This is a genomic window from Streptomyces gobitricini (genome assembly GCF_039532985.1).
Classification (GTDB): domain Bacteria; phylum Actinomycetota; class Actinomycetes; order Streptomycetales; family Streptomycetaceae; genus Streptomyces; species Streptomyces gobitricini.
In genome coordinates this window covers 105,595-128,020 of sequence record NZ_BAAASR010000027.1, presented here as the reverse complement: position 1 = coordinate 128,020, position 22,426 = coordinate 105,595, and the positions used below count along the sequence as shown (strand labels likewise).

General features: G+C 73.0%; 17 protein-coding genes. 13 read left to right on the top strand and 4 right to left on the bottom strand.

Annotation, left to right across the window (positions count from 1 at the left end; translation table 11 throughout):
- Positions 1-68: 68 nt before the first annotated feature.
- Both ABD347_RS23750 and ABD347_RS23745 read right to left on the bottom strand, forming a co-directional pair.
- Positions 69-836, bottom strand: coding sequence for an SDR family NAD(P)-dependent oxidoreductase (locus ABD347_RS23750; RefSeq protein ID WP_344364752.1), 768 nt, complete (start codon positions 834-836; stop codon positions 69-71).
- Positions 833-1,486 carry a helix-turn-helix transcriptional regulator gene (locus ABD347_RS23745; protein WP_344364751.1) on the bottom strand — a complete coding sequence of 218 codons (654 nt, stop codon included), beginning with the start codon at positions 1,484-1,486 and terminating at the stop codon, positions 833-835. The genes ABD347_RS23750 and ABD347_RS23745 overlap by 4 nt, the downstream gene beginning before the upstream one ends.
- Positions 1,487-1,560: 74 nt before the next feature.
- Here ABD347_RS23745 and ABD347_RS23740 point away from each other — a divergent pair, with 74 nt between their 5' ends.
- Positions 1,561-4,671 (top strand): cytochrome P450, encoded by a 3,111-nt coding sequence (locus tag ABD347_RS23740; RefSeq protein ID WP_344364749.1) that lies wholly within the window; start codon positions 1,561-1,563, stop codon positions 4,669-4,671.
- On the opposite strand, the gene ABD347_RS23735 is transcribed toward ABD347_RS23740, so the two are convergent.
- Both ABD347_RS23735 and ABD347_RS23730 read right to left on the bottom strand, forming a co-directional pair.
- The gene (locus ABD347_RS23735; RefSeq protein WP_344364747.1) at positions 4,646-5,833 is read right to left on the bottom strand and encodes a TerD family protein; all 1,188 of its coding nucleotides are present in this window, start codon (positions 5,831-5,833) and stop codon (positions 4,646-4,648) included. The two genes, ABD347_RS23740 and ABD347_RS23735, sit on opposite strands and share 26 nt — an antisense overlap.
- 204 nt (positions 5,834-6,037) lie before the next feature.
- Positions 6,038-6,847, bottom strand: a complete 810-nt coding sequence (locus ABD347_RS23730; protein ID WP_344364745.1) for an NAD-dependent epimerase/dehydratase family protein — start codon at positions 6,845-6,847, stop codon at positions 6,038-6,040.
- Between the two features lie 231 nt (positions 6,848-7,078).
- Between ABD347_RS23730 and ABD347_RS23725 the strand changes: the two genes are divergently transcribed.
- The 12 genes from ABD347_RS23725 (at position 7,079) to ABD347_RS23670 (ending at position 21,892) form a co-directional block, all read left to right on the top strand.
- Positions 7,079-8,008 carry a 5-dehydro-4-deoxyglucarate dehydratase gene (locus tag ABD347_RS23725; protein WP_344364743.1) on the top strand — a complete coding sequence of 310 codons (930 nt, stop codon included), beginning with the start codon at positions 7,079-7,081 and terminating at the stop codon, positions 8,006-8,008.
- Positions 8,005-9,198, top strand: coding sequence for a hypothetical protein (locus ABD347_RS23720; RefSeq protein ID WP_344364740.1), 1,194 nt, complete (start codon positions 8,005-8,007; stop codon positions 9,196-9,198). The genes ABD347_RS23725 and ABD347_RS23720 overlap by 4 nt, the downstream gene beginning before the upstream one ends.
- Positions 9,199-9,639: 441 nt before the next feature.
- Positions 9,640-10,305: a GntR family transcriptional regulator gene (locus ABD347_RS23715; protein WP_344364738.1), complete on the top strand. Its 666-nt coding sequence runs from the start codon at positions 9,640-9,642 to the stop codon at positions 10,303-10,305.
- 20 nt (positions 10,306-10,325) lie between these two features.
- Complete coding sequence (locus ABD347_RS23710) at positions 10,326-11,228, top strand: dihydrodipicolinate synthase family protein (RefSeq protein WP_344364736.1); 903 nt, start codon at positions 10,326-10,328, stop codon at positions 11,226-11,228.
- Entirely contained in the window at positions 11,225-12,940 is a 1,716-nt protein-coding gene (gene araD / locus ABD347_RS23705; RefSeq protein ID WP_344364733.1) for an L-arabinonate dehydratase, read from the top strand. The genes ABD347_RS23710 and araD overlap by 4 nt, the downstream gene beginning before the upstream one ends.
- A 92-nt stretch (positions 12,941-13,032) precedes the next feature.
- On the top strand, positions 13,033-13,971 hold the full coding sequence (locus tag ABD347_RS23700; protein WP_344364730.1) for a carbohydrate ABC transporter permease: 939 nt from the start codon (positions 13,033-13,035) through the stop codon (positions 13,969-13,971).
- Positions 13,968-14,879 carry a carbohydrate ABC transporter permease gene (locus ABD347_RS23695; RefSeq protein ID WP_344364728.1) on the top strand — a complete coding sequence of 304 codons (912 nt, stop codon included), beginning with the start codon at positions 13,968-13,970 and terminating at the stop codon, positions 14,877-14,879. Before ABD347_RS23700 ends, ABD347_RS23695 begins: the two co-directional genes overlap by 4 nt.
- Positions 14,880-14,882: 3 nt before the next feature.
- Positions 14,883-16,025, top strand: coding sequence for a Gfo/Idh/MocA family protein (locus ABD347_RS23690; protein WP_344364727.1), 1,143 nt, complete (start codon positions 14,883-14,885; stop codon positions 16,023-16,025).
- Positions 16,022-16,852: a DUF6807 domain-containing protein gene (locus ABD347_RS23685; RefSeq protein WP_344364725.1), complete on the top strand. Its 831-nt coding sequence runs from the start codon at positions 16,022-16,024 to the stop codon at positions 16,850-16,852. The genes ABD347_RS23690 and ABD347_RS23685 overlap by 4 nt, the downstream gene beginning before the upstream one ends.
- On the top strand, positions 16,849-18,414 hold the full coding sequence (locus ABD347_RS23680) for a glycoside hydrolase family 43 protein (protein WP_344364722.1): 1,566 nt from the start codon (positions 16,849-16,851) through the stop codon (positions 18,412-18,414). Before ABD347_RS23685 ends, ABD347_RS23680 begins: the two co-directional genes overlap by 4 nt.
- Before the next feature lie 28 nt (positions 18,415-18,442).
- On the top strand, positions 18,443-20,425 hold the full coding sequence (locus ABD347_RS23675) for a pectinesterase family protein (protein ID WP_344364719.1): 1,983 nt from the start codon (positions 18,443-18,445) through the stop codon (positions 20,423-20,425).
- Between the two features lie 114 nt (positions 20,426-20,539).
- Entirely contained in the window at positions 20,540-21,892 is a 1,353-nt protein-coding gene (locus ABD347_RS23670; protein ID WP_344364718.1) for an ABC transporter substrate-binding protein, read from the top strand.
- Positions 21,893-22,426: the final 534 nt, after the last annotated feature.

The following is a 22,426-nucleotide window of genomic DNA, read 5'->3' as shown; positions in this document are numbered from 1 at the left end:
CCGCCGGCCCCGCCGGCCCGGCCCCGCCCGGCCCGCCCGGCCCGGGCGCCCGGTGCGGGGCGGCGGGGTCAGGTACGCAGGTGCGAGGCGCCGTTGAGGTCGAGGACGGTTCCGGAGGACCATTCGGCGGCCGGGGAGGCGAGCCAGAGGACCGCCGCCGCGATCTCCTCGGGCGTGGCCACCCGGCCGAAGGGGCTCTGGGCGCGGATCACGTCGCCTTCCGGGCCCGCCAGACGGGGCGCGACGCGTTCGGTGGCGAAGAAGCCGGGGGCCACCGAGGCGACGGCGATGCCGTGCGGGGCGAGGGAGACCGCCAGCGACTGGCCGAGGGCGTGGACGGCCGCTTTGGTGGCGCCGTAGGCGGGGTGGTCCGGTTCGCCCCGGAACGCCCCCCGCGACCCGATATTGACGACGCGTCCGCCGGTGCCCTGGTCGATCATGCGGCGGGCCGCGAGGTGGCTCAGGTGCGCGGTGGCGAGCAGGTTGACGGCGACGTGCTGCTGCCAGGCCGCCACCCACTCGTCGTACGGAGTCTCGGGCAGCGGGTGCCGGGTGTTGACCGCCGCGTTGTTCACCAGGACGTCGAGGCCGCCGAGTGCGCCGGCGGCGGCGTCGGTGACGCGGGCCGCCTCCGCCGGATCGGTGAGATCGCCGCCCGTCAGGGTGTGACCCGTCCCCGGAAGGGAGTCGAGGGTCGCGCGCGCTTCGTCGGCCCGTGAGCCGAAGTGCACCGCCACCCGGTCGCCGTTCGCGGCGAACGCCCGGGCGACGGCGCGGCCGAGACCTCGGGAGGCCCCGCTGACGAGGACGCGGCGGCCGGTGTCGGGGAAGTTCATGAAGAACGCCTTTCCGTTGGTGGGGGCGCCGGCGGCCAGGCGTCGGCCGCCAGCACTCCCAGTACGTACGCACGGGCCACGAGCGCCGTACGGCCCGGCACGCCCCAGCGGCGGGAGAGCCGGGTCAGGTGGTAGTTGACGCCGTCCACGGTGAGGCCCACCGAGCGGGCGATCCGGTCGGTGGTCGCGCCGGACGCGGCGAGGGCGAGGATCCGCTTCTCCGTCCCGGTCACCTCCGTGTCCCGGGGCGGCTCCGCGCGATCGCCGAGGACCTTCAGCAGCACCAGCAGCCACAGCGGGGCGTCCGCCGAGTCGCTGACCGTGTCGGCGGTCAGCTCCCCGTACCGTTCGCGGCCGTCGGGCCCCGTCCAGTCGACCCGCATCGGGTAACGGGACCGGTGGCCCCGCCGCACCGCCTCCACGATCCGGTGGACCTGCTCCGCGGAACGGGGGTGGAACAGCTCCAGGACGTTCCGCCCCGGCAGCCGGCCCGGGCTCGTGCCCCACTCCGCCGCCATCGCCGGGTTGGCCAGCAGCACCACGCCGTCGGTCCGGCACACCGCGGCCGGCACCGGCACCCGGTCGAACACCAGCAGCGCCCGGTTGCGCCAGTCGACGAGGTCTCCGCTTTCGAGGATGTCCTGCGGCATGCCGTGCATGGCACTACAGAATCATGTAGAACACGCGCCGGGGCCGGTGGGTGCCCGGGGCGACGCTGAAGGGCATGAGGAACGACATTCCGCTCGTGGACATCTCCGCGTCCGGCCCCACCGCCACCCCCCTCCAGCAGGTCATGGAACTGCTCCGCGAGCACGGCCCCGTGATCCGGCGCCGACTGCACGGCAGGGACACCCTTTTCGTCGCCGACCCGGACCTCGTCGCCGACCTCTGCGACGAGGAACGGTTCGCCAAGCACGTGGGCCCGGCCTTGGAGAACGTCCGCGAGTTCGCCGAGGACGGGCTGTTCACCGCGTACAACGACGAACCCAACTGGGCCGTGGCGCACGACGTCCTGATGCCCGCCTTCGCTCTCGGGTCGATGCGCGCGTACCACCCGGTGATGCTGCGCGTGGCACGGCGCCTGATCCGCTCCTGGGACGCGCACGCCGCGGCGGGGACCCCCGTCGACGTACCCGAGGACATGACCCGGATGACCCTCGACACCATCGGACTCGCCGGATTCGGTTACGACTTCGGATCGTTCGAGCGCGCCGAGCCGCACCCCTTCGTCCGGGCCATGGTCCGCTGCCTGGAGTGGTCCATGAACCGCCTCGGGCGCACGCCCGGTGGGGAGTACGGCGCCGAGGACGCGGCGTTCCGCGCCGACGCCGCCTACCTGGCCTCGGTCGTGGACGAGGTCATCACCGCGCGTACGGCGTCGGGGGACGCGGGGCGGGACGACCTGATGGGGCTGATGCTGGACTCCGGCCTGGACCACGCCAACGTCCGCAACCAGGTCATCACCTTCCTCATCGCGGGCCACGAGACGACCTCGGGCGCCCTGTCCTTCGCCCTGTACTACCTGGCGAAGCACCCCGGCGAACTGCGCGCCGTCCAGCGCGAGGTGGACGAGCTGTGGGGCGACACGGCGGAGGTGGAGCCCACGTTCGAGGAGGTCGGCCTGGCGCGCCGTACCCGGCAGGTGCTCAACGAGGCGCTGCGGCTGTGGCCGACGGCCGCCGCGTTCAGCCGCCACGCGCGCGTGGACACCCTTCTGGGCGGGCGCGTCCCGATGCGAGCGGGGGAGGCGGCCACCGTCGTCGTGCCGACGCTGCACCGCGACGCGGCAATCTGGGGCGACAACCCCGAGCTGTTCGACCCGTCCAGGTTCGACCCGGAGGCGGAGGCGGCCCGGTCCGTCCACGCCTACAAGCCCTTCGGCACCGGGGAACGCGCCTGCATCGGGCGGCAGTTCGCCCTGCACGAGGCGACGATGCTGCTGGCCATGCTGGTGCACCGGTACCGGCCGGCCGACCACGCCGACTACCGGCTGCGTGTGAAGGAGTCGCTCACGCTCAAGCCGGACGGGTTCACGCTGAGGGTCCTGCCGCGCACGGAGCGGTCCGCCGCCCGCCGCCGTACCGAGGCGGAACCCGGCGCGCGGCAGCGGCCCGGTGCGGCGGCGCGCGTCCTGCCCGGCACGGGGCTGCTGGTGCTGCACGGCAGCAACTACGGCACGTGCCGGGGCTTCGCCGAGGACCTGGCGGCCGCGGCGGAGGGCATCGGCTGCGCGGCGGAGGTGGCGCCGCTCGACGCGTACACGGGCGGGCTGCCCACCGGCCGGCCGGTCGTGGTGGTCGCCGCCTCCTACAACGGTCGTCCGACGGACGACGCGGCCCGGTTCGTCGAGTGGCTGCGGAAGGCCGGAGCGGGTTCGGTGGACGGCGTTCCGTACGCCGTGCTGGGCGTCGGCGACCGCAACTGGGCCGCCACCTACCAGCGGGTGCCCGGCCTCCTCGACGAACGGCTCGCGGAACTGGGCGGCGTCCGGCTGCTGGCGCGCGGGGAGGCGGACGCGTCCGGGGACCTGGGCGGGGCGGTGCGGGCCTTCACGGACGCCCTGCGGGGCGAACTGCTGGAGCGGTACGGCGATCCCTCGGCCACGCCCGCGGCGGAGCCCGAAGGACCCGCGTACACCGTCACCGAGCTCACCGGCGGCCCGCTGGACGCGGCGGCGCGACGGCACGGCCTCGTCCCGATGACGGTGACCGGCAGCCGGAGCCTGACCGAGCCGGGGTACGCGCGCGTGAAGCGGTTCGTACGGCTGGCGCTGCCCGACGGGGTCACCTACCGCACGGCCGACCACCTCACCGTGCTGCCGGCCAACGCCTCCGCGCTGGTGGACCGCACCGCCCGTCTCCTGGGTGCCGACCCGGACGCCCTCCTGAGCGTCGTCCCGGCCCGCCCCGGGCGCGCCGCCCTCGCGGTCGACCGGCCCGTGACCGTACGGGACCTCCTCACCCACCACGTGGATCTGGGCCACCGGCCGGGGGCCGAGTACCTCGCCCGGCTCGCCGGACTGAACCCGTGCCCGCCCGAGCGGGCCGCCCTGCGCGCGGCCCGCCCCGGCGAGGCCACCCTCCCGGACCTGATCGAGGCGTACCCGGCGCTCCGCGAGGCCCTGTCCTGGCCGGTGCTCCTGGAGCTGCTGGAGCCGATGCGGCCGCGCACCTACTCGGTGTCGTCGTCACCGGCCGCGGACCCGCGCCACGTGGACCTGATGGTGTCGGCCGCCGCCCCGGGGACGGGCTCGGCGCACCTCGCCTCCGTGCGGCCGGGGGACACCGTCCTGGCCCGCGTCCAGCCGTGCCGGGAGGCGTTCCGGATCGTCCACGGCGACGAACCGCTGATCATGGTCGCCGCCGGGACGGGGCTCGCGCCCTTCCGGGGCGTCGTCGCCGACCGGCGCGCCCTGCTCGCGGGTGGTACGGCCGCGCTGGGGCCCGCCCTGCTCTACTTCGGCTGCGACGCCCCGGACGCCGACTACCTGCACGCCGACGAGCTGCGGGCGGCCGACGCCGAGCGCGCCGTCTCCGTCCGGCCGGTGTTCAGCGACGCCCCGGTCGCCGGCGCGCGGTTCGTACAGCACCGCATCGACGCGGAGTCGGCCGAGCTGTGGCCGCTGCTCGGAGCGGGCGCCCGGGTGTACGTGTGCGGCGACGCGGCCCGGATGGCGCCCGGCGTGCGGGACGCCTTCCGGACGATGTACGCGCGGCACACGCCGGGCGCGGGCGACGAGGAGGCCCGGGCGTGGCTGGACCGCCTCGTCGCGGACGGGCGCTATGTGGAGGACGTCTACGGGGCCGGTGCTACAGCGCCTGCGCGGCCGGCTTGACCATGCCCCGGACGGTTCGCGACTTCACGAAGTCGCCCATCGCCGTCATCTCCCACTCACCGGAGAACTGCTTGATGAGCTTGGCCATCATGACACCGGTCTGCGGCTCGGCGGAGGTGAGGTCGAAGCGGACCAGCTCCTCGCCGCTCGCCGCGTCCATCAGCCGGCAGTAGGCCTTGGCGACCTCGGTGAACTTCTGGCCGGAGAAGGAGTTCACGGTGAAGACCAGGCCGGTGGCGTCGGCGGGGAGCCTGCCCAGGTCGACCACGATCACCTCGTCGTCGCCCGCGCCCTCGCCCGTGAGGTTGTCACCGGAGTGCTTGATCGCACCGTTGAGGATGGTCAGCTTCCCGAAATAGCAGCTGTCCAGGTGGTTGCGCTGGGGGCCGTACGCGATGACGGAGGCGTCGAGGTCGATGTCCTTGCCGCGGAACGCGGGCTCCCAGCCCAGGCCCATCTTGACCTTCGAGAGGAGGGGGCGGCCGCCCTTGACGAGGGACACGGTCTGGTTCTTCTGGAGGTTGACCCGGCCCTTGTCGAGGTTGATCTTCCCGGCTCCCGGGGCGGGGGGAGACGCGGGAGCGGGCGGCGCGGCCTGGGGCGCCGGTGCCTGGACCGCCGAGGGGGCGGGGGCCGGAGCGGGGGCGGCCTGGGCCGGCTCCTCGTCGACCGAGACGCCGAAGTCGGTGGCGATGCCGGCCAGCCCGTTGGCGTACCCCTGTCCCACGGCGCGGGCCTTCCAGGCGCCGTTGCGGAGGTAGACCTCGACCACCACCAGCGCGGTCTCCGCGCCGAGCTGCGGCGGGGTGAAGGTGGCGAGGGCGGTGCCGTCGGCGGCGTTGCGGATGGTCGCGGTGGGTTCGATGCCCTGGAACGTCTGCCCCGCGGCGTCCGGGCTCGCGGTGACGACGATCTTCTCGATGCCCGGCGGCACGGCGGCCGTGTCCACGATGATCGCGTCCGGTGCCGTGCCGCCGCCCGAGCGGTATGTCACGCCGGGGCCGGACGGCTGGTTGTAGAAGATGAAGTCGTCGTCGGAGCGCACCTTGCCATCGGCGGTGAGCAGCAGGCCCGATACGTCGAGCCGCACGGGCGCGGCGACGTCCACCGCCACACGGGCGACGGGAAGCGGGATGTTCGAGCCGGGGGTCATAGCTGTCATGCCGGGGTAACGAGCGACACCGCTTTGCCGTTCCCTTACCTCCGCCCACTCCGGTCACGGGGATCGTCGTGGTCCGTGCGCCCGCTGCCGTGCTCGCGCGTGCTTGCAGGTGTGCGCGATTTGCGCGCGTGCTTGCACGTGTGAGCGATTTGTAGGTGTTCGCCCGCTTCCGCGCGGAACCGCTCGTGCCGCCGCTCCGGCGGGTCAGTGCGGCCACCGGGGCGGGTTCGTGCAGAAGTGGCCGCCCAGATGGGCGTGGTCGGGGTCGGCGTCGTCCAGTTCACCGTGTTCGGCGACGAGCTCGGCGGCGTACCGCTCGGAGTCGTCCCGGGGTTCGTAGCCGAGCGCCCGGGCCGTCGAGAGGTCCCACCACAGGCGGGTGTTGGCCGACGAGCCGTACACCACGGTGTGCTCGACGCCCTCGGCGGTGAGGGCGGCGTGGAAGAGGCGGGCGCAGTCGCCGGGGCTCAGCCACACGGAGAGCATCCGTACGGAGGTGGGCTCCGGGAAGCAGGAACCGATCCGTACGGAGACCGTCTCGACGCCGTGCCGGTCCCAGTAGAGCTGGGCCAGGTCCTCGCCGAAGCACTTGGACAGGCCGTAGTGGGTGTCGGGGCGGCGGGGTGTGCCGACCGGGATCAAGGGGTCGCCCTCGCGCGGGCGGGGAGTGAAGCCGACGGCGTGGTTGCTGGAGGCGAACAGGATCCGGCCCACCCCTTCCTCGCGTGCGGCCTCGTAGAGGTTGTAGGTGCCTTCGATGTTGGCGCGCAGGATCTTCTCGAAGGAGGCTTCCAGCGAGATGCCCGCCAGGTGGATGATCGCGTCGACGCCCCGTACGGCCTCGCGCAGCGCGGCCTTGTCGGCGAGGTCGGCGGTGATCGCGCCGGGCTCGCCCTCGACGGGGGTGATGTCGAGGAGGCGCAGGTCGTATCCGTACGCGGGCAGCAACTCCCGCATCAGGGTGCCGAGGCCGCCGGCGGCTCCGGTGAGCAGGACCGTGCGGGGAGCGGGCATGGGCGGATCTCCTTGAGGGCGGCGCGACCACGTACAGGGGCCGTATTCACATGCGTGGACACGCTAGAGAGTCACTCCGAACACCGTCAAGTGAAGTGGAACACGGTCAACTCCGCCCCTGAGTTGCGGTTTTCCGTCAACCGGCAGCCTTGACCGGCCCACAGGCGCGGGTCTAGCGTGAGCGCGTTCAGAAATATGGACAGTGCTCATAGTTGTGTACAGGGAGCGTCCGTGACCCCAGCTTCGTCCGCCGGCCGGCTCGACGGCCTGCTCTTCTTCCCCGTCACCGCGTACGGACCCGACGGCGCGCTCGACCTCGACGCGTTCCGCGCGCACGTGCGCGCCGGGGTCGAGGCCGGCGCCGGCGCGGTCTTCGCCTGCTGCGGCACCGGGGAGTTCCACGCCCTCACGCCCGAGGAGTTCCGCGCCTGCGTGGCCGCCGCCGTGGAGGAGACCGCCGGACGGGTGCCGGTCGTGGCAGGCACCGGCTACGGCACGGCCCTCGCCATCCAGTACGCCCGGCTCGCGGAGGAGGCGGGTGCCGACGGGCTGCTCGCCATGCCGCCCTACCTCGTGGTCGCCGGTCAGGAGGGGCTGCTGCGCCACTACACGGCCCTGGCCGGGGCCACCGGGCTGGACGTCATCGTCTACCAGCGCGACAACGTGGTCCTCACCCCCGAGACGGCCGTCGAGCTCGCCCGTGTCGACGGCATCATCGGGTTCAAGGACGGCCACGGCGACCTCGACCTGATGCAGCGCATCGTCAGCGCCGTACGCGCCGAAGGGCTCGACCTGCTGTACTTCAACGGCCTGCCCACCGCCGAACTCACCGGCCTCGCCTACCGGGGCATCGGCGTCACGCTCTACTCCTCGGCCGTCTTCTGCTTCGCCCCCGACATCGCCCTCGCCTTCCACCGGGCGCTGAACAGCGGCGACGACGCGACCGCCAACCGCCTCATCGACGGCTTCTACCGGCCGCTGGCCGGGCTGCGCGCCAAGGGGCGCGGATACGCCGTCTCGCTGGTCAAGGCGGCCGTGCGCCTGGGCGGCCTGGACGTCGGCGAGGTCCGGCCGCCGCTCAGTGAACCCGCGCCCGCCCATGTCGAGGAACTCGCCGGCATCGTCGGACGCGGCCGCGCCCTGCTGGGGGACCAGCGGTGAGAACCTCCGCCTTCCTCTACCCCTGGGACGTCATCGGCGACCCCGGCGCCGCCGCCCGAATCGCGGACCTCGGCGTCCAGCAGGTAACCCTCGCCTCCGCGTACCACTCCACCCGCGCCCTGACCCCGCGCCACCCGGCACACCGCCTCGTCACCGCGGAGTACGCCGCCGTCCTCTACCCGCCGGACCGCTCCCGCTGGGCCGGGCGGGACCTGGTGCCGTACGAGGCGGGGGACTGGGCGCCCGGCGACGCCTACGGGCGGGCCGCCCGCGCCCTGGAGGCCGCCGGACTGGACGTCCACAGCTGGGTCGTCCTCGCGCACAACTCCCGCCTCGGGGCCGAGCACCCCGGCACCTCCGTGGTCAACGCCTACGGCGACCGCTACCCGTGGGCGCCCTGCGTCGCACAGCCCGCGGTCAAGGCCCACCTCACCGAGCTGGCCGCCGAGGCGGCGGTACGCCCCGGCGCGCGCGGCACCGAACTGGAGTCGTGCGGCTGGTACGGGATGGCCCACCTGCACGCCCACGACAAGATCGCGGGCGTCGCCCTCGGGGACGCCGCGCAGTACCTGATGTCCCTGTGCTTCTGCGCCGCCTGCCGTGCCGGGTACGCGGCGCGGGGCCTCGATCCGGACGAGCTCGCCGCCGCGGTGCGCCGGGCCCTGGAACCGGTGTGGAGCTCGGGCGGGACGTCCGGCGCCGGGTGGCCCGCCGTGGAGGAACTGCTGGGCGCCGACCTCGCCGCGGCCACGCTCGCGTGGCGCACCTCGGCCGCCCGCACCCTCCAGGAGGAGGCCGTCGCGGCGGTCCGGGCGGCCGCGCCCCCCTCCTTCCGGGTGCTGCTGCACGCCGACCCCGCCCCGTACCGCACGGGCGCCAACGCGGGGGTGGAGCCCGCGCACATCCTGGCCGTCGCGGACGGCGCCGTCGTGCCCTGCGCGGGCGGCGGCGCGGAAACGGTGCTGCCCCCGTTCGCCGCCCACGCGCGCGTGGACACCGTCCTGGCGGCCAACTTCACGGTGGTCACCGGCATGGGCGGCTCGCCGTCCACCCTCGCCACCGACGCCGCCCACGCGCGGGAGCTGGGCGCCACCGAACTCCGGCTCTACCACGCGGGCCTGGCCTCCGACCCGGACCTGGCCGCCGTCAGGACCGCCCTGGCCGCCGTGGGGTCCGCCGCCCCGCACTGAGTCCCGGCGCGCGCTGGCCCCGGGCGGCGGCGGTACGGGTACGGCCACGACGGCGCACGCCCCGTACCGCGCCCCCACAAGCGCGGGCGAGCGCCTCGTTCACACCGATCGGCCCCGCGCCAACCGGCCGGCCTCACCAACCGGCCCCACGCCGACACGCCCCGCGCCAACCGACCGGCCCCACGCCGACACGTCCCGCGCCGACCGGCCGGCCTCACCGACCGACCGGCCCCTCGGGGCCCGTACCGTCGACCCCTTCTCCCCGCCCCAGGGGTGCGGGTGCTGACCCGGGTCCCGTGCCCGAGCCGGGCGTCTCCCCGCGCACCAACCGCGAAATCCCAACGCACGGGTTTCGTCAGAAGCGTTGACGTACACCCGCCACCGCCCTAACTTCATCGCGTCGTACTTCGTACGTCATATATGAGACGCGATACGCGAGATATGAGAGCAGTCGCCCCTATGGCCTTCGCCGCCGCTCCCAGCCCCATTCCCTCCCGCACCCAGTACGTCCTGGAGGCGATCAAGCACGCGATCCTCACCGGGCAACTGCCTCCCGGCAAACCCCTGGTGGAGACCGAACTGGCGGCGCGGTACGGGGTGTCGAAGACGCCCGTACGGGAAGCACTGAAGACCCTCGCCGGCACCGGACTGGTCGACATGAGCCAGTACAAGGGCGCCACCGTCCGCACCGTCGACGCCGCCATGGCGCGCGAGGTCTACGACGTGCGCCTGCTCCTCGAGCCCGAGGCGCTGCGCCGGACCATCACCCGCCGCGCGTGCCTCGACGCCGCCGGACAGGCGCTGGCCACCGCCGACACCGCCGCCGACCAGGCCGAACGCTCCCTCGCCAACCGTGAGTTCCACCGCGCCCTCTACCTGCCCTGCGGCAACCCGCTGCTGGCCCGGATGCTCGACGAGGTGCGTGACCAGGCCGCACTGGTGTCCACCGTCGCCTGGAGCGCCGAACCCTCCTGGCGCCGCGAGGCCGACGAGCACCGGCGGATCCTCGGCCTGGCGGAGGCCGGGGACGCCGACGGCGCCGCCCGCGCCCTGCACGACCACATCGCCTCGTTCGTCGAGCGGGCCTTCCCCGAGGGCCCCCGGTGACCACGGAACAGGACAACCGCATGGACCACGCAACGCTGAGGGCGGCACTCGCCGACGTCGTCGCTATCCCCGTGACGCCCTTCGACGCCGACGGCGGCGTCGCCCGCGACACCTACCGCGCCCTGCTGCGCAGGCTGCTCGACGGCGGCGTACGGACCGTCACCCCCAACGGCAACACCGGCGAGTTCTACGCCCTCACCCCCGAGGAGCGGGTCCTCGTCACCGAGCTGACCGTCGAGGAGACCGGTGACCGCGCCGCCGTCCTCGTCGGTGTCGGACACGACCTGCCGACCGCGACCGCCGCCGCCCGGCACGCCAGCGACCTCGGCGCCGGCATGGTCATGGTCCACCAGCCCGTGCACCCCTACGTCTCCCGCGACGGCTGGATCGAGTACCACCGCGCCATCGCCGACGCCGTCCCCGAACTGGGCGTCGTCCCGTACGTCCGCAACCCGCTCCTCGACGGCGCCACCATCGCCCGGCTCGGCGAGCTGTGCCCCAACGTCATCGGCGTCAAGTACGCCGTGCCCGACGCCGCCCGCTTCGGCGCCGTCGCCCGTGACGCGGGCCTCGACCGGTTCGTGTGGATCGCCGGCCTCGCCGAGCTGTACGCCCCCGCCTACTGGGCCATGGGCGCCACCGGTTTCACCTCCGGACTGGTCAACGTCGCCCCGGCCGTCTCGCTCGCCATGCTGGAGGCGCTGCGCGCCGGGGACCAGCAGGCCGCCGCGAAGGTGTGGGAGCAGATCCGCCCCTTCGAGGACCTGCGCGCCGCCGACCAGTCCGCCGACAACGTCACCGTCGTCAAGGAGGCCCTGGAGGCCCTCGGCCTGTGCCGCCGCGACGTGCGCCCGCCGAGCCGCCTGCTTCCGGAGGCACGCCGTGCCGAGATCGCCGGGATGGTCGGGGGCTGGTCCATATGAGGCCGGAAGAGCTCCGCAGCCACCAGTGGTACGGGACGGACGGCCTGCGCTCCTTCAGCCACCGCGCCCGCACCCGCCAGCTCGGCTACCTCCCCGAGGAGCACCTGGGGAAACCGGTCATCGCGGTCCTCAACACCTGGTCCGACATCAACCCCTGCCACGTCCACCTCCGCGACCGCGCCCAGGCCGTCAAGCGGGGCGTGTGGCAGGCCGGAGGCTTCCCGCTCGAGTTCCCGGTCTCCACGCTCTCCGAGACCTTCCAGAAGCCGACGCCCATGCTCTACCGCAACCTCCTCGCCATGGAGACCGAGGAGCTGCTGCGCTCGTACCCGGTCGACGGCGCCGTGCTGATGGGCGGCTGCGACAAGTCGACGCCCGCGCTGCTCATGGGAGCCGCCTCCGCCGACCTGCCGGCCGTCTTCGTCCCCGCCGGGCCGATGCTGCCGGGCCACTGGCGGGGCGAGGTCCTCGGTTCCGGCACGGACATGTGGAAGTACTGGGACGACAAGCGGGCCGGGCTCATCGGCGACTGCGAGATGGCCGAGCTGGAAAGCGGCCTCGCCCGCTCGCCCGGCCACTGCATGACCATGGGCACCGCCTCCACCCTGACGGCCGCCGCCGAGGCGCTGGGTGTCACCATGCCGGGCGCCTCCTCCATCCCGGCCGTCGACTCCGGCCACGACCGGATGGCCGCCGCCTCCGGCATGCGGATCGTCGAACTCGTACGCCAGGGCCGCAAGCTGTCCGGCATCCTGACCCGCGAGGCCTACGAGGACGCCGTGACGACCGTGGTCGGGCTCGGCGGCTCCACCAACGCCGTGATCCACCTGATCGCCATGGCGGGCCGCTCCGGCGTCACCCTGACGCTCGACGACTTCGACCGGATCGCCCGGACGGTGCCGGTCCTGGCGAACCTCCGGCCCGGCGGCCGGCACCTCATGGAGGACTTCCACTTCGCCGGAGGGCTGCCCGGGTTCCTCTCCCGCATCACCGACCTGCTCCACCTGGACCGGCCGACCGTCGCCCACACCACGCTGCGCGAACAGCTCCACGGTGCGCTGGTGCACGACGACGACGTGATCCGGCCGCGCGACAGGGCGCTCGCCGACGAGGGCGGTGTCGCCGTGCTGCGCGGCAACCTCTGTCCCGACGGCGCCGTCATCAAGCACATCGCCGCCGAGCCCCGCCTGCTCAAGCACACCGGCCCCGCCGTCGTCTTCGACGACTACCGGACCATGCAGCGCACCATCAACGACCCGGCCCTCGGCATCACCGCCGACCATGTGCTGGTGCTGCGCAACTCCGGGCCCAAGGGCGGCCCCGGGATGCCGGAGTACGGCATGCTGCCGATCCCCGACCACCTGCTCAAGCAGGGCGTGCGGGACATGGTGAGAATTTCCGACGCCCGGATGAGCGGCACCAGTTACGGCGCCTGCGTCCTGCACATCGCGCCCGAGTCGTACGTCGGCGGTCCCCTCGCTCTCGTCCGCACCGGTGACCTGATCACCCTGGACGTCGAGGCGCGCACGCTCCACCTGGACGTGCCGGAGGAGGAGCTCCGGCGGCGCGGGGCCGAGTGGACCCCGCCGCCCGCCCGGTACGGACGCGGCTACGGCGCGCTCTACAACGAGCACATCACCCAGGCCGACACCGGCTGCGACTTCGCGTTCCTCGCCAGGGCCGGCGAGGTCCCGGACCCCTACGCGGGCTGAACCGCCCTCCTCTGACCGGGTCCCCGCGTCCGAGATACCGAACGCGATCCGGTAAGCGCTTCACCCCACGCAATGACGAACGGAGACATGTCATGGCCCAAGCCGCAGCCGTGGCGAAACATCCCCGGGCCGGCCGGCGCCGCACGGGGACCGGAGCCGAACCACGCCGCCTGCCGTATCTGCTGATCGCACCCGCCGGTCTGCTGATGCTGGGCTTCATCGCCTACCCGGTACTGAGCGTCTTCTACTACAGCCTGCAGCACTACAACGTCACCAAGCCGTGGAAGAACGGCTACGCGGGCCTGGACAACTTCACCCGCATCTTCACCGAGGACCCGCTCTTCTGGTCCACCCTCGGCTTCAGCGCCAAGTGGGTCGTCGTCCAGGTCGGCCTGCAACTCGCCCTCGGGCTGGTGCTGGCGCTGCTGGTGAACCAGACGTTCGTCGGCCGGGCCGTCGCCCGCGCCCTGGTCTTCTCGCCGTGGGCCGTCTCCGGCGTCCTGACGACCACCATCTGGATGCTGCTCTACAACCCCTCCACCGGTATGAGCCGCTACCTCGCCGACCTCGGCGTCGGGTCGTACGGCACCTCCGTGCTCTCCGACACGGGCACCGTCTTCTGGGCGGCGGTCGTCGCCGAACTCTGGCGCGGCGTCCCCTTCTTCGCCATCCTCATCCTCGCCGACCTCCAGTCCATCCCGAGGGACCTCTACGAGGCGGCGTCCGTGGACGGCGCCGGCCGGCTGCGGCAGTTCTTCCACATCACGCTGCCGCACCTGAAGGACGCGATCATCCTCTCCACGCTGCTGCGCGGAGTCTGGGAGTTCAACAACGTCGACCTGCTCTACACCCTCACCGGCGGCGGCCCCGCCGGGGTCACCACGACGCTGCCCCTGATGATCGCCAACACCGGTATCGAGGGCCACGACTTCGGTTACGCCTCCGCGCTCACCACCGTCGCGTTCGTGATCCTCCTCTTCTGCTCGATCCTCTATCTGCGCCTGAGCAAGTTCGGAGGCGACCGCACATGACCGCCCAACTCGCGGAGAAGGGCACCCACGCGCGCGTGCCCACGCCCCGGGGGCCGCTGCCCCCGTCCCGGCCGCGCACGCCGAAGCGGGAGCGCGCCTTCGACGACGTACCGCGCTGGCAGATCTACGTCCCCCTCGGGCTGTACCTGCTGTTCACGCTCGTCCCGTTCTACTGGATGCTGCTGTTCGCGCTGCGGCCCGCGGGGTCGACGTCGCTGGTGCCGTGGCCGATGACCTTCGCGCACTTCGACAAGGTCTGGAACGAACGCAGCTTCGGCGTCTTCTTCCAGAACAGCATGCTCGTCGGTGTCGCCACGCTGGTGACCACCACGCTCGTCGCCCTGGCCGGCGGGTACGCGCTCGCCAGGTTCGACTTCCGGATCAAGAACGGCTTCATGCTGGCGCTGCTGTGCTCGCAGTTCATCCCGGGCGCGCTGATGCTGGTCCCGCTGTTCGAGATCTTCCGCGAGCTACGGATGATCAACTCGCTGGGCAGCGTCATCATCGCCGAGACGGTCTTCCAACTGCCCCTGTCGATCATCCTGATCAGCGGGTTCATCAAGAACGTGCCGGTCTCCCTGGAGGAGGCGGCCTGGGTGGACGGCTGCTCGCGCTTCCGGGCCTTCCGCGCGGTCGTCCTGCCCCTGCTGCGGCCCGGGCTGATCGCGGTCGGCTCCTTCGCCTTCGTCCACAGCTGGAACCACTTCCTGTTCGCCCTGATGTTCCTCAGCAGGCAGGACAGGCAGACCATCCCCGTCGGCCTCAACACCCTCATCGGCTCGGACAGCGTCGACCTGGGCGCCCTGGCGGCCGGCGGCGTGGTCGCCGCCGTCCCGGTGGTGATCGTCTTCGCGTTCATCCAGAAGTGGCTCATCACCGGCTTCAGCGCCGGCGCGGTGAAGGGCTGATCCATGACACCCATACCCCTCGTCCTCGCGGGCGCCCGCGGCCACGGACAGTGGCACCTGGACAACATCCGGCGCCTCCAGAGGCGCGGTGCCGTGCGGCTCGCGGGCGTCTGCGAACTGAAACCGCTCGACGCCGGCGCCCTGGACGGCTTCGGCGACGTGGCGCAGTCCTCCGACTTCGCGGACCTCCTGGACACCACCGGCGCGGGCATCGCCGTCATCTGCACACCGATCGACACCCACACCCCGCTGGCCCTCGCCGCCGCCCGGCGCGGGGCACATGTCCTGCTGGAGAAACCGCCCGCGCCCTCCTGGGCGGAGTTCCGGCGCATGGCCGACGGGACGCGGGCCGCGGGCACCGCCTGCCAGATCGGCTTCCAGTCACTCGGTTCCCACGCCCTGCCCGCCATCGCCGGCCTCGTCGCCGACGGCACCATCGGCCACGTCACCGGCATCGGGGCGGCCGGGGCGTGGGCCCGCGACGAGGCGTACTTCCGACGCTCGCCCTGGGCCGGGAAGCGACGCCTCGACGACGGCACGGACGTCGTCGACGGCGTCCTCACCAACCCGCTCGCCCACGCCGTGGCCACCGCGCTCGCCCTCGACGGCAGCCCGCACGCCGAGGACGTCACCGGCATCGAGCTCGAACTCGCCCGGGCCAACGACATCGAGGCCGACGACACCTCCTGCGCCCGGATCACCACGGCACGCGGCACGCCCGTCACCGTGGCCGTGACGCTCTGCGCCGAGCAGCCCGGAGAGCCCTACGTCGTCGTCCACGGCAGCCACGGCCGCATCACCTTCTGGTACAAGCAGGACCGGGTCCTGGTGCAGCGCGCCGGGCACGGCCCCGTGGAAACCGTCCACGGCCGCACCGACCTGCTGGAGAACCTGGTCGCCCACGTACGCGACGGCGACGAGCTGCTCGTACCGCCGGAGCGGACCGGAGCCTTCATGCGGCTCGTCGACACCGTACGCACCGCCCCCGAACCGCGCCGGCTCCCCGAAGGGGCCTGGTACGCCGACGGCGACCGCCGCGTGGTCAAGGGCATCGACCGGCTCGTCGGGGCGAGCGCCGACACCCTCTCCCTCTTCTCCGAGCTCGACCGGCCCGAGCCCTTCCCCGGACTGGAGAACTCCCCATGACCGTCCTCCTGCACTGCTCGGGGCGCCCCGTCGCCCGCTACCTCCACCGGCCCGACCTCGCCGCGGACCTCTCGCCCCGCCCCTACCTCCACCCCGTCACCACTCCCGGGGGCACCCCCGTCACCGAGGAACTGCCCGAGGACCACCTCCACCACCTGGGCGTCTCGGTCGCCGTGCCCGACGTCGAGGGCCACAACTTCTGGGGCGGCCGCACCTTCGTACGCGACCGGGGACCGGTCGAACTGGACAACCACGGCGTCCAGCGCCACGACGACTGGAAACTGCGCGACCCGGACGGGTTCGTCGAGGACCTCTCCTGGCGCGCCGACGGCCGCGAACTGCTGCGGGAGCGCCGTACCGTCGCCGCCGGCGAACTGACCCCCACCGCCTGGGCGCTGGACTTCACCTTCTCGCTCACCAACCCCGGCCCCGCGCCCCTCTCCCTCGGGTCCCCCGCCACGAACGGCCGCCCGGGCGCCGGCTACGGGGGCTTCTTCTGGCGCGCCCCCAAGGAGGCCGCCGCACCCGCCGCATTCACCCAGGACGCCGAGGGGGAGGAGGCGGTCCACGGGCGGACCGCCGACTGGCTGGCCCTGCGGGGCGCGAACTGGACACTCGTCTTCGCCGGCGCCACCGGCGAGACCCGTCGCGACCCGTGGTTCGTCCGCACCGAGGAGTACCCCGGCGTCGGCTCCTCCCTCGCCTGGCGCGAGCGCCTCCCGCTGCCGCCCGGGGCGACCGTCGTCCGCCGGGTGGTGACCGTCGTCGCCGACGGCGCCCCGGACCGGGGCGAAGTGGACTCCCTCGTACGGAGGGCCCTGTCATGACCCCCGTGTGGACGGCCGACCTCGGCGACGGCACCTACCGCAACCCGGTCCTGAACAGCGACTGGTCCGACCCGGACGTCGTCGCCGTGGGGGAGGACTTCTACCTCACCGCGTCCAGCTTCGGCCGGGCACCCGGGCTGCCGCTGCTGCACTCCCGCGACCTGGTCAACTGGTCGCTCATCGGCCACGCCCTGGACCGGCTGGAGCCGGCCGCCGACTTCGCCGCGCCCCGCCACGACCGGGGCGTGTGGGCACCGTCCCTGCGGTACGCCGAGGGCCGCTTCTGGATCTTCTGGGGCGACCCCGACCACGGGATCTTCCAGATCAACGCCGAGCGCGTACGCGGCCCCTGGAGCGAGCCGCACCTGCTCAAGGCCGGCAAGGGGCTCATCGACGCCTGCCCCCTGTGGGACGACGAGACCGGCGAGGCGTACCTCGTGCACGCCTGGGCCAAGTCCCGTTCCGGTGTGAAGAACCGGCTCACCGGCCACCGGATGAGCCGGGACGGCCGCACCCTCCTCGACGAGGGCAAGGTGATCGTCGACGGGGACCGCGTCCCCGGCTGGTTCACCCTGGAGGGGCCCAAGCTCTACCGGCACGGCGGCTGGTTCTGGATCCTCGCCCCGGCCGGGGGAGTGGACACCGGCTGGCAGGGCGCCTTCCGGTCACGGGACTTCTTCGGCCCGTACGAGGAGAAGATCGTCCTCGCACAGGGTTCCACCGACGTCAACGGCCCCCACCAGGGCGGCTGGGTCCGCACTCCGGCGGGCGAGGACTGGTTCCTGCACTTCCAGGCGCGCGGCGCGTACGGCCGCGTCGTCCACCTCCAGCCGATGGCGTGGGACGCGGACGGCTGGCCGGTGCTCGGCGACGGCGGCGAGCCGGTGCTCGTCCACCGCAAGCCGGCCGCCGCGCCGCAGCCCGTGGAGGCGCCCGCCACCGACGACGCGTTCCCGGGCGGGCGGTACGGGCGGCAGTGGCAGTGGACGGCCAACCAGCGCGCGGGGTGGACGGTCGAGCACGGCGGTGACGGGCTGCGGCTCGCCTGTGCCCGGAGCGCCGACGCCCACGACCTGCGCCTGCTGCCGAACGTCCTCACCCAGCGGCTGCCCGCCGAGACGTTCACCGCCGAGGTGAGCCTGGAGCTGGAGTCCACCGAGGCCGGTGCCCGCGCGGGGCTCGCCGTACTGGGCGACGCCTTCTCGTGGATCGGGCTGGAGCGGGGCGCGGACGGCGAGACGCGGCTGGTGCACCGGTTCGCCGAGCCGGTCGCCGAGCGGGAGCGGGACGCGGCGCACGCGCGCGTGGTGCCGGGCGGGGGGCACGCGCGCGTGGTCCGGGACGCGGCGACGGCGGGGCGGGTGCGGCTGCGCGTCGAGGTGTCGGCGGGCGCCCGCTGCCGGTTCCACGCCGACATCGGGGACGGGTGGCGGCCGTCGGGTCCGGTCTTCGTGGCCACGCCCTGGCGCTGGGTGGGCGCCCTGCTCGGCCTGTTCGCGGTGGCTCCCCCGGGGCAGGGGAGCGCCGGGGCGGCCGTCTTCACCGAGTTCCACATCAACTGACCCTCCACACACGTCGATTGGAGCCGCCATGCGACTACGGAGCAAGCGCTTGCCAGGCAGGGTGTCGGCCGCCGTGACCGCCCTCGTCGCCGTCCTCGCACTCGGCGCGGTGACCCCCGCCGAGGCCGCACCGCCCGCACCCCGCCCCCCGGCGGCGGACCGGTGGGCGGACCGGTGGACGGACCAGCCCCACGGCTTCGCCTCCCTCGCCGGCGGGACCACCGGCGGCAGGGGCGGCAAGGTCGTCACCGTCCGCACCCAGGCCGACCTGGCCAGGTACGCGGGCGCCGCCGAGCCCTACGTCATCCGCGTGTCCGGCGCGATCGACGTCGAGCCCTTCGGCTCCTCGATCACCGTCGCCTCCGACAAGACGATCGTCGGTGTCGGCACCACCGGCGAGATCGTGCACGGCGAGCTCCAGCTCAAGCCCGGCACGCACAACGTGATCATCCGTAACCTCACCATCCGCGACTCCTACGTCGAGGGCGACTGGGACGGCAAGACCAACGACTTCGACGGCATCCAGATGGACTCCGTCCACCACGTCTGGATCGACCACAACCGCTTCACGCACCTGGGGGACGGGCTGCTCGACATCCGCAAGGACAGTCAGTACGTCACCGTCTCCCACAACCGCTTCGACAACCACAACAAGGCGTTCGGCATCGGTTGGACGGACAACGTCACCACCCAGATCACCATTGACCACAACTGGTTCAGCGGCACCAAGCAGCGCAACCCCTCCGCCGACAACTGCGCCTACGCCCACCTCTACAACAACTACCTCTCCGGCCAGGTCGCGGACGGCGACCCGGTCTGGTCCTACGGGAACTGGGCGCGCGGCCGGACCCGGATGGTCATCGAGAACAGCTATTACGAGGGCGTCCAGCACCCCCACCAGGCCGACGCCACCGCCGAGCTGGTGGAGCGCGGCTCCATCCTGAAGGGCACCACCGGCCGGCACGACGAGTGGGGCGCCGCCTTCGACCCGCGCGCCTTCTACGCCTACCGGCTCGACCCGGCCGCGGCCGTACCCGCGCTGGTGACGCGCTTCTCCGGGCCGCAGAAGAACATCGGGACCGACACGGTGCTCGACGTGCCCGCCGCGTACCCCACCGTCCAGGGCGCCGTGGACGCGGTCCCGGCCGGCAACGACGGCCGTGTCACGATCCGGATCGCCCCCGGGACCTACCGGGAGAAGGTCCGAGTCCCCGCCGACAGGCCCAGGATCACCTTCCAGGGCACGGGCCGGAACCGGGCCGACACCGTGATCGTGTACGACACGCCGAACGAGTACGGAGGCTCCTCCGGCAGCGCCACCGTCCTGATCGCCGCCTCCGACGTCACCGCCCGCAACCTCACCTTCGTCAACGACTTCGACGAGGCGGCGGTCGAGCTGAAGGGAGAACAGGCCCTCGCGATGAAGACCACCGGCGACCGGATCGTCTTCGAGAACACCGCGTTCAAGGGCAACCAGGACACCCTGATGACCGACAGCCCCAGGCTCGACGCCATCAGCCGCGTCTACGTCCGCGACTCGTACATCGAGGGCGACGTCGACTTCATATACGGCCGGGCGACGACCGTCATCGAGCGGTCGCTGATCCGGGCGCTCAGCCGCGGCTCGGCCACCAACAACGGGTACGTCACCGCCGCCAGCACCTGGAAGGAGAACCCGTACGGCTTCCTGATCACCCGCTCCCGCGTCGTCAGCGACGCCCCGGCCGGATCCTTCCACCTCGGCCGGCCCTGGCACCCGGGCGGCAACCCGGACGCGGTCGGCCAGGTGCTGTTCCGGGAGACCGAACTGCCCGCGGCCATCAAGTCCTCGCCGTGGACCGACATGGGCGGCTACTCGTGGCGGGACGCCCGCTTCAGCGAGTACCGCACCTACGGGCCGGGCGCCGCCGTCACCGCCGACCGCCCGCAGATGTCCGACACCGACGCCGCCCGCCACGAGGTCGCCGACTACCTCGTGGGCCGGGACGGCTGGGCCCCGCACCGCCACTGACGGCACCGCCCGCACGGGACCACCCCCGCACGGGACCGCCCGCACCGGACCACCGCTGACGGAAACCGCCCCGCACGAGCCGAACCCGCACGAACCGACAGAGAAGAGCCGACCATGAACACCATCCCGCACACCCCCGGACGGCGCCGTACGACGCTGGCCGCAGTGTCCCTGGCCGCGGTGCTCGCCCTGACCGCCACCGCGTGCGGCGACGACGGCACCGCCGCAGCGGGAGAGGAGGGTTCCGGCGAGGGGACCATCACCTTCTGGGACAACAACGGTGGGGTGCGCACCGCCGTCTGGCAGGAGATCATCAAGGACTTCGAGGCCAAGAACCCCGGCATCGAGGTCACCTACGTCCCGATCCCCAGCGAGGACGTGCAGTCCAAGTACGACACCGCCATAGCGGGCGGCGGCCTGCCGGACGTCGGAGGCGTCGGCGCCGCGTACCTCGCCAACATCGTCGCGCAGGAGGCCCTGGAGCCGGTCGACGACCGGATCGAGGGCTCGTCCCTCAAGGGCAAGCTCGTCCCGACCATGGTCGCGTCGGTCAAGTCCGCCGGCGGCCGGGGCGACGAGATGTACTCGGTGCCCACCTCCGCCAGCAACGGCACGCTGTACTACCGCACCGACCTGTTCGAGGCGGCGGGCCTGGAAGCGCCGACGACCTGGGCGAAGTTCTACACGGCGGCCACGAAGCTCACCGACGCCGGGAAGAACCGGTTCGGGTACACCATCCGGGGCGGCTCGGGCTCCATCGCCCAGGCGCTGGACGCCATGTACGGGCAGTCCGGCATCACCTCGTTCTGGAACGCCGACCGGACGAAGACCACGGTCAACGACCCGAAGAACGTGGCGGCGCTGGAGAAGTACGTGGGGCTGTACAAGACGACCACGCCCGAGGCGGACGTCAACAACGACTTCAAGAAGATGGTCGCCCAGTTCGACACCGGCACCATCGGGATGCTGAGCCACAACCTCGGCTCGTACACCGACCATGTGGAGGCTCTCGGCAAGGACAAGTTCGCGGGTATCCCGAACCCGGTCGGCGACAGCGGCACGCGGGTCCAGGTCTCCAACCCGGTCGACGGGCTCGGGCTCTTCAGGAGCAGCAAGAACAAGGCCGCGGCCTGGAAGTTCATCGAGTTCGCCGTGTCCCACGAGTCCAACAGCAAGTGGAACGAGTCGGCGGGAGCCATCCCGGCGAACAAGGAGGCGGCCGCCGACCCGTGGGTGAACGAGGCGGAGGCGACCAAGCTGGGCGCCAAGGCGCTCACGGACGGGTCCACCAAGATCGTGGAGCTGCCGTACTACCTGCCCGACTGGAACAAGATCAGCAAGGCCGACAACGAACCGAACTTCCAGAAGGTGCTGCTGGGTGTGATGACGGCGAAGCAGTTCCTGGACACGCTCGCCGAGCAGCTCAACGAGGCGCAGGCCGAGTGGAACGAGCAGAGCAAGTCCTGACCCTTGTCCCGCCCCCGGGCGGTCCCCGGCCCCGGCCCGCATGACGCCCGGGACACCGGGCCCGCCTCGGAGTGCCCGTAGCCGGGGCAGCCGGCCACCCGCCGTCCGGAGGCCCGCGTCGGGGGCCCGCCTCCAGGGCTCCGCGCAGGTGGTCGAGCGCCGTCTGCGCGGAGCCCGGGGCAGCCGGCCACCCGCCGTCCGTAGGCCCGCGTCGGGGCCCGCCTCCCGGGCCCGGTCCGGGGGCCCGCCTCCCGGGGGTCCGGAGACTGCCGGCGCCGGCTTCCACGGGCCCGGGGCGCCCGGGGCGGAGGGCTCGCCCGGGGCCGGGGGCACGGGGTGGTGGGGGGTCGGCCCAGGCCCCACGCCTGTGGGCGCGGTGGTGGGCCCGCCGCCGGGCCGTGCACCCGGGGCCCGGCCTCGGCACCCCCACGGAAGCGGCGGCCTCGGGTGCTTCCCGAGGCGCCGGGCCGTACCCCGGGCGCCCGGGCCCGCACAGCCGCGTCACGGCCGGACGCCGACCGCGGACGGCTGTCC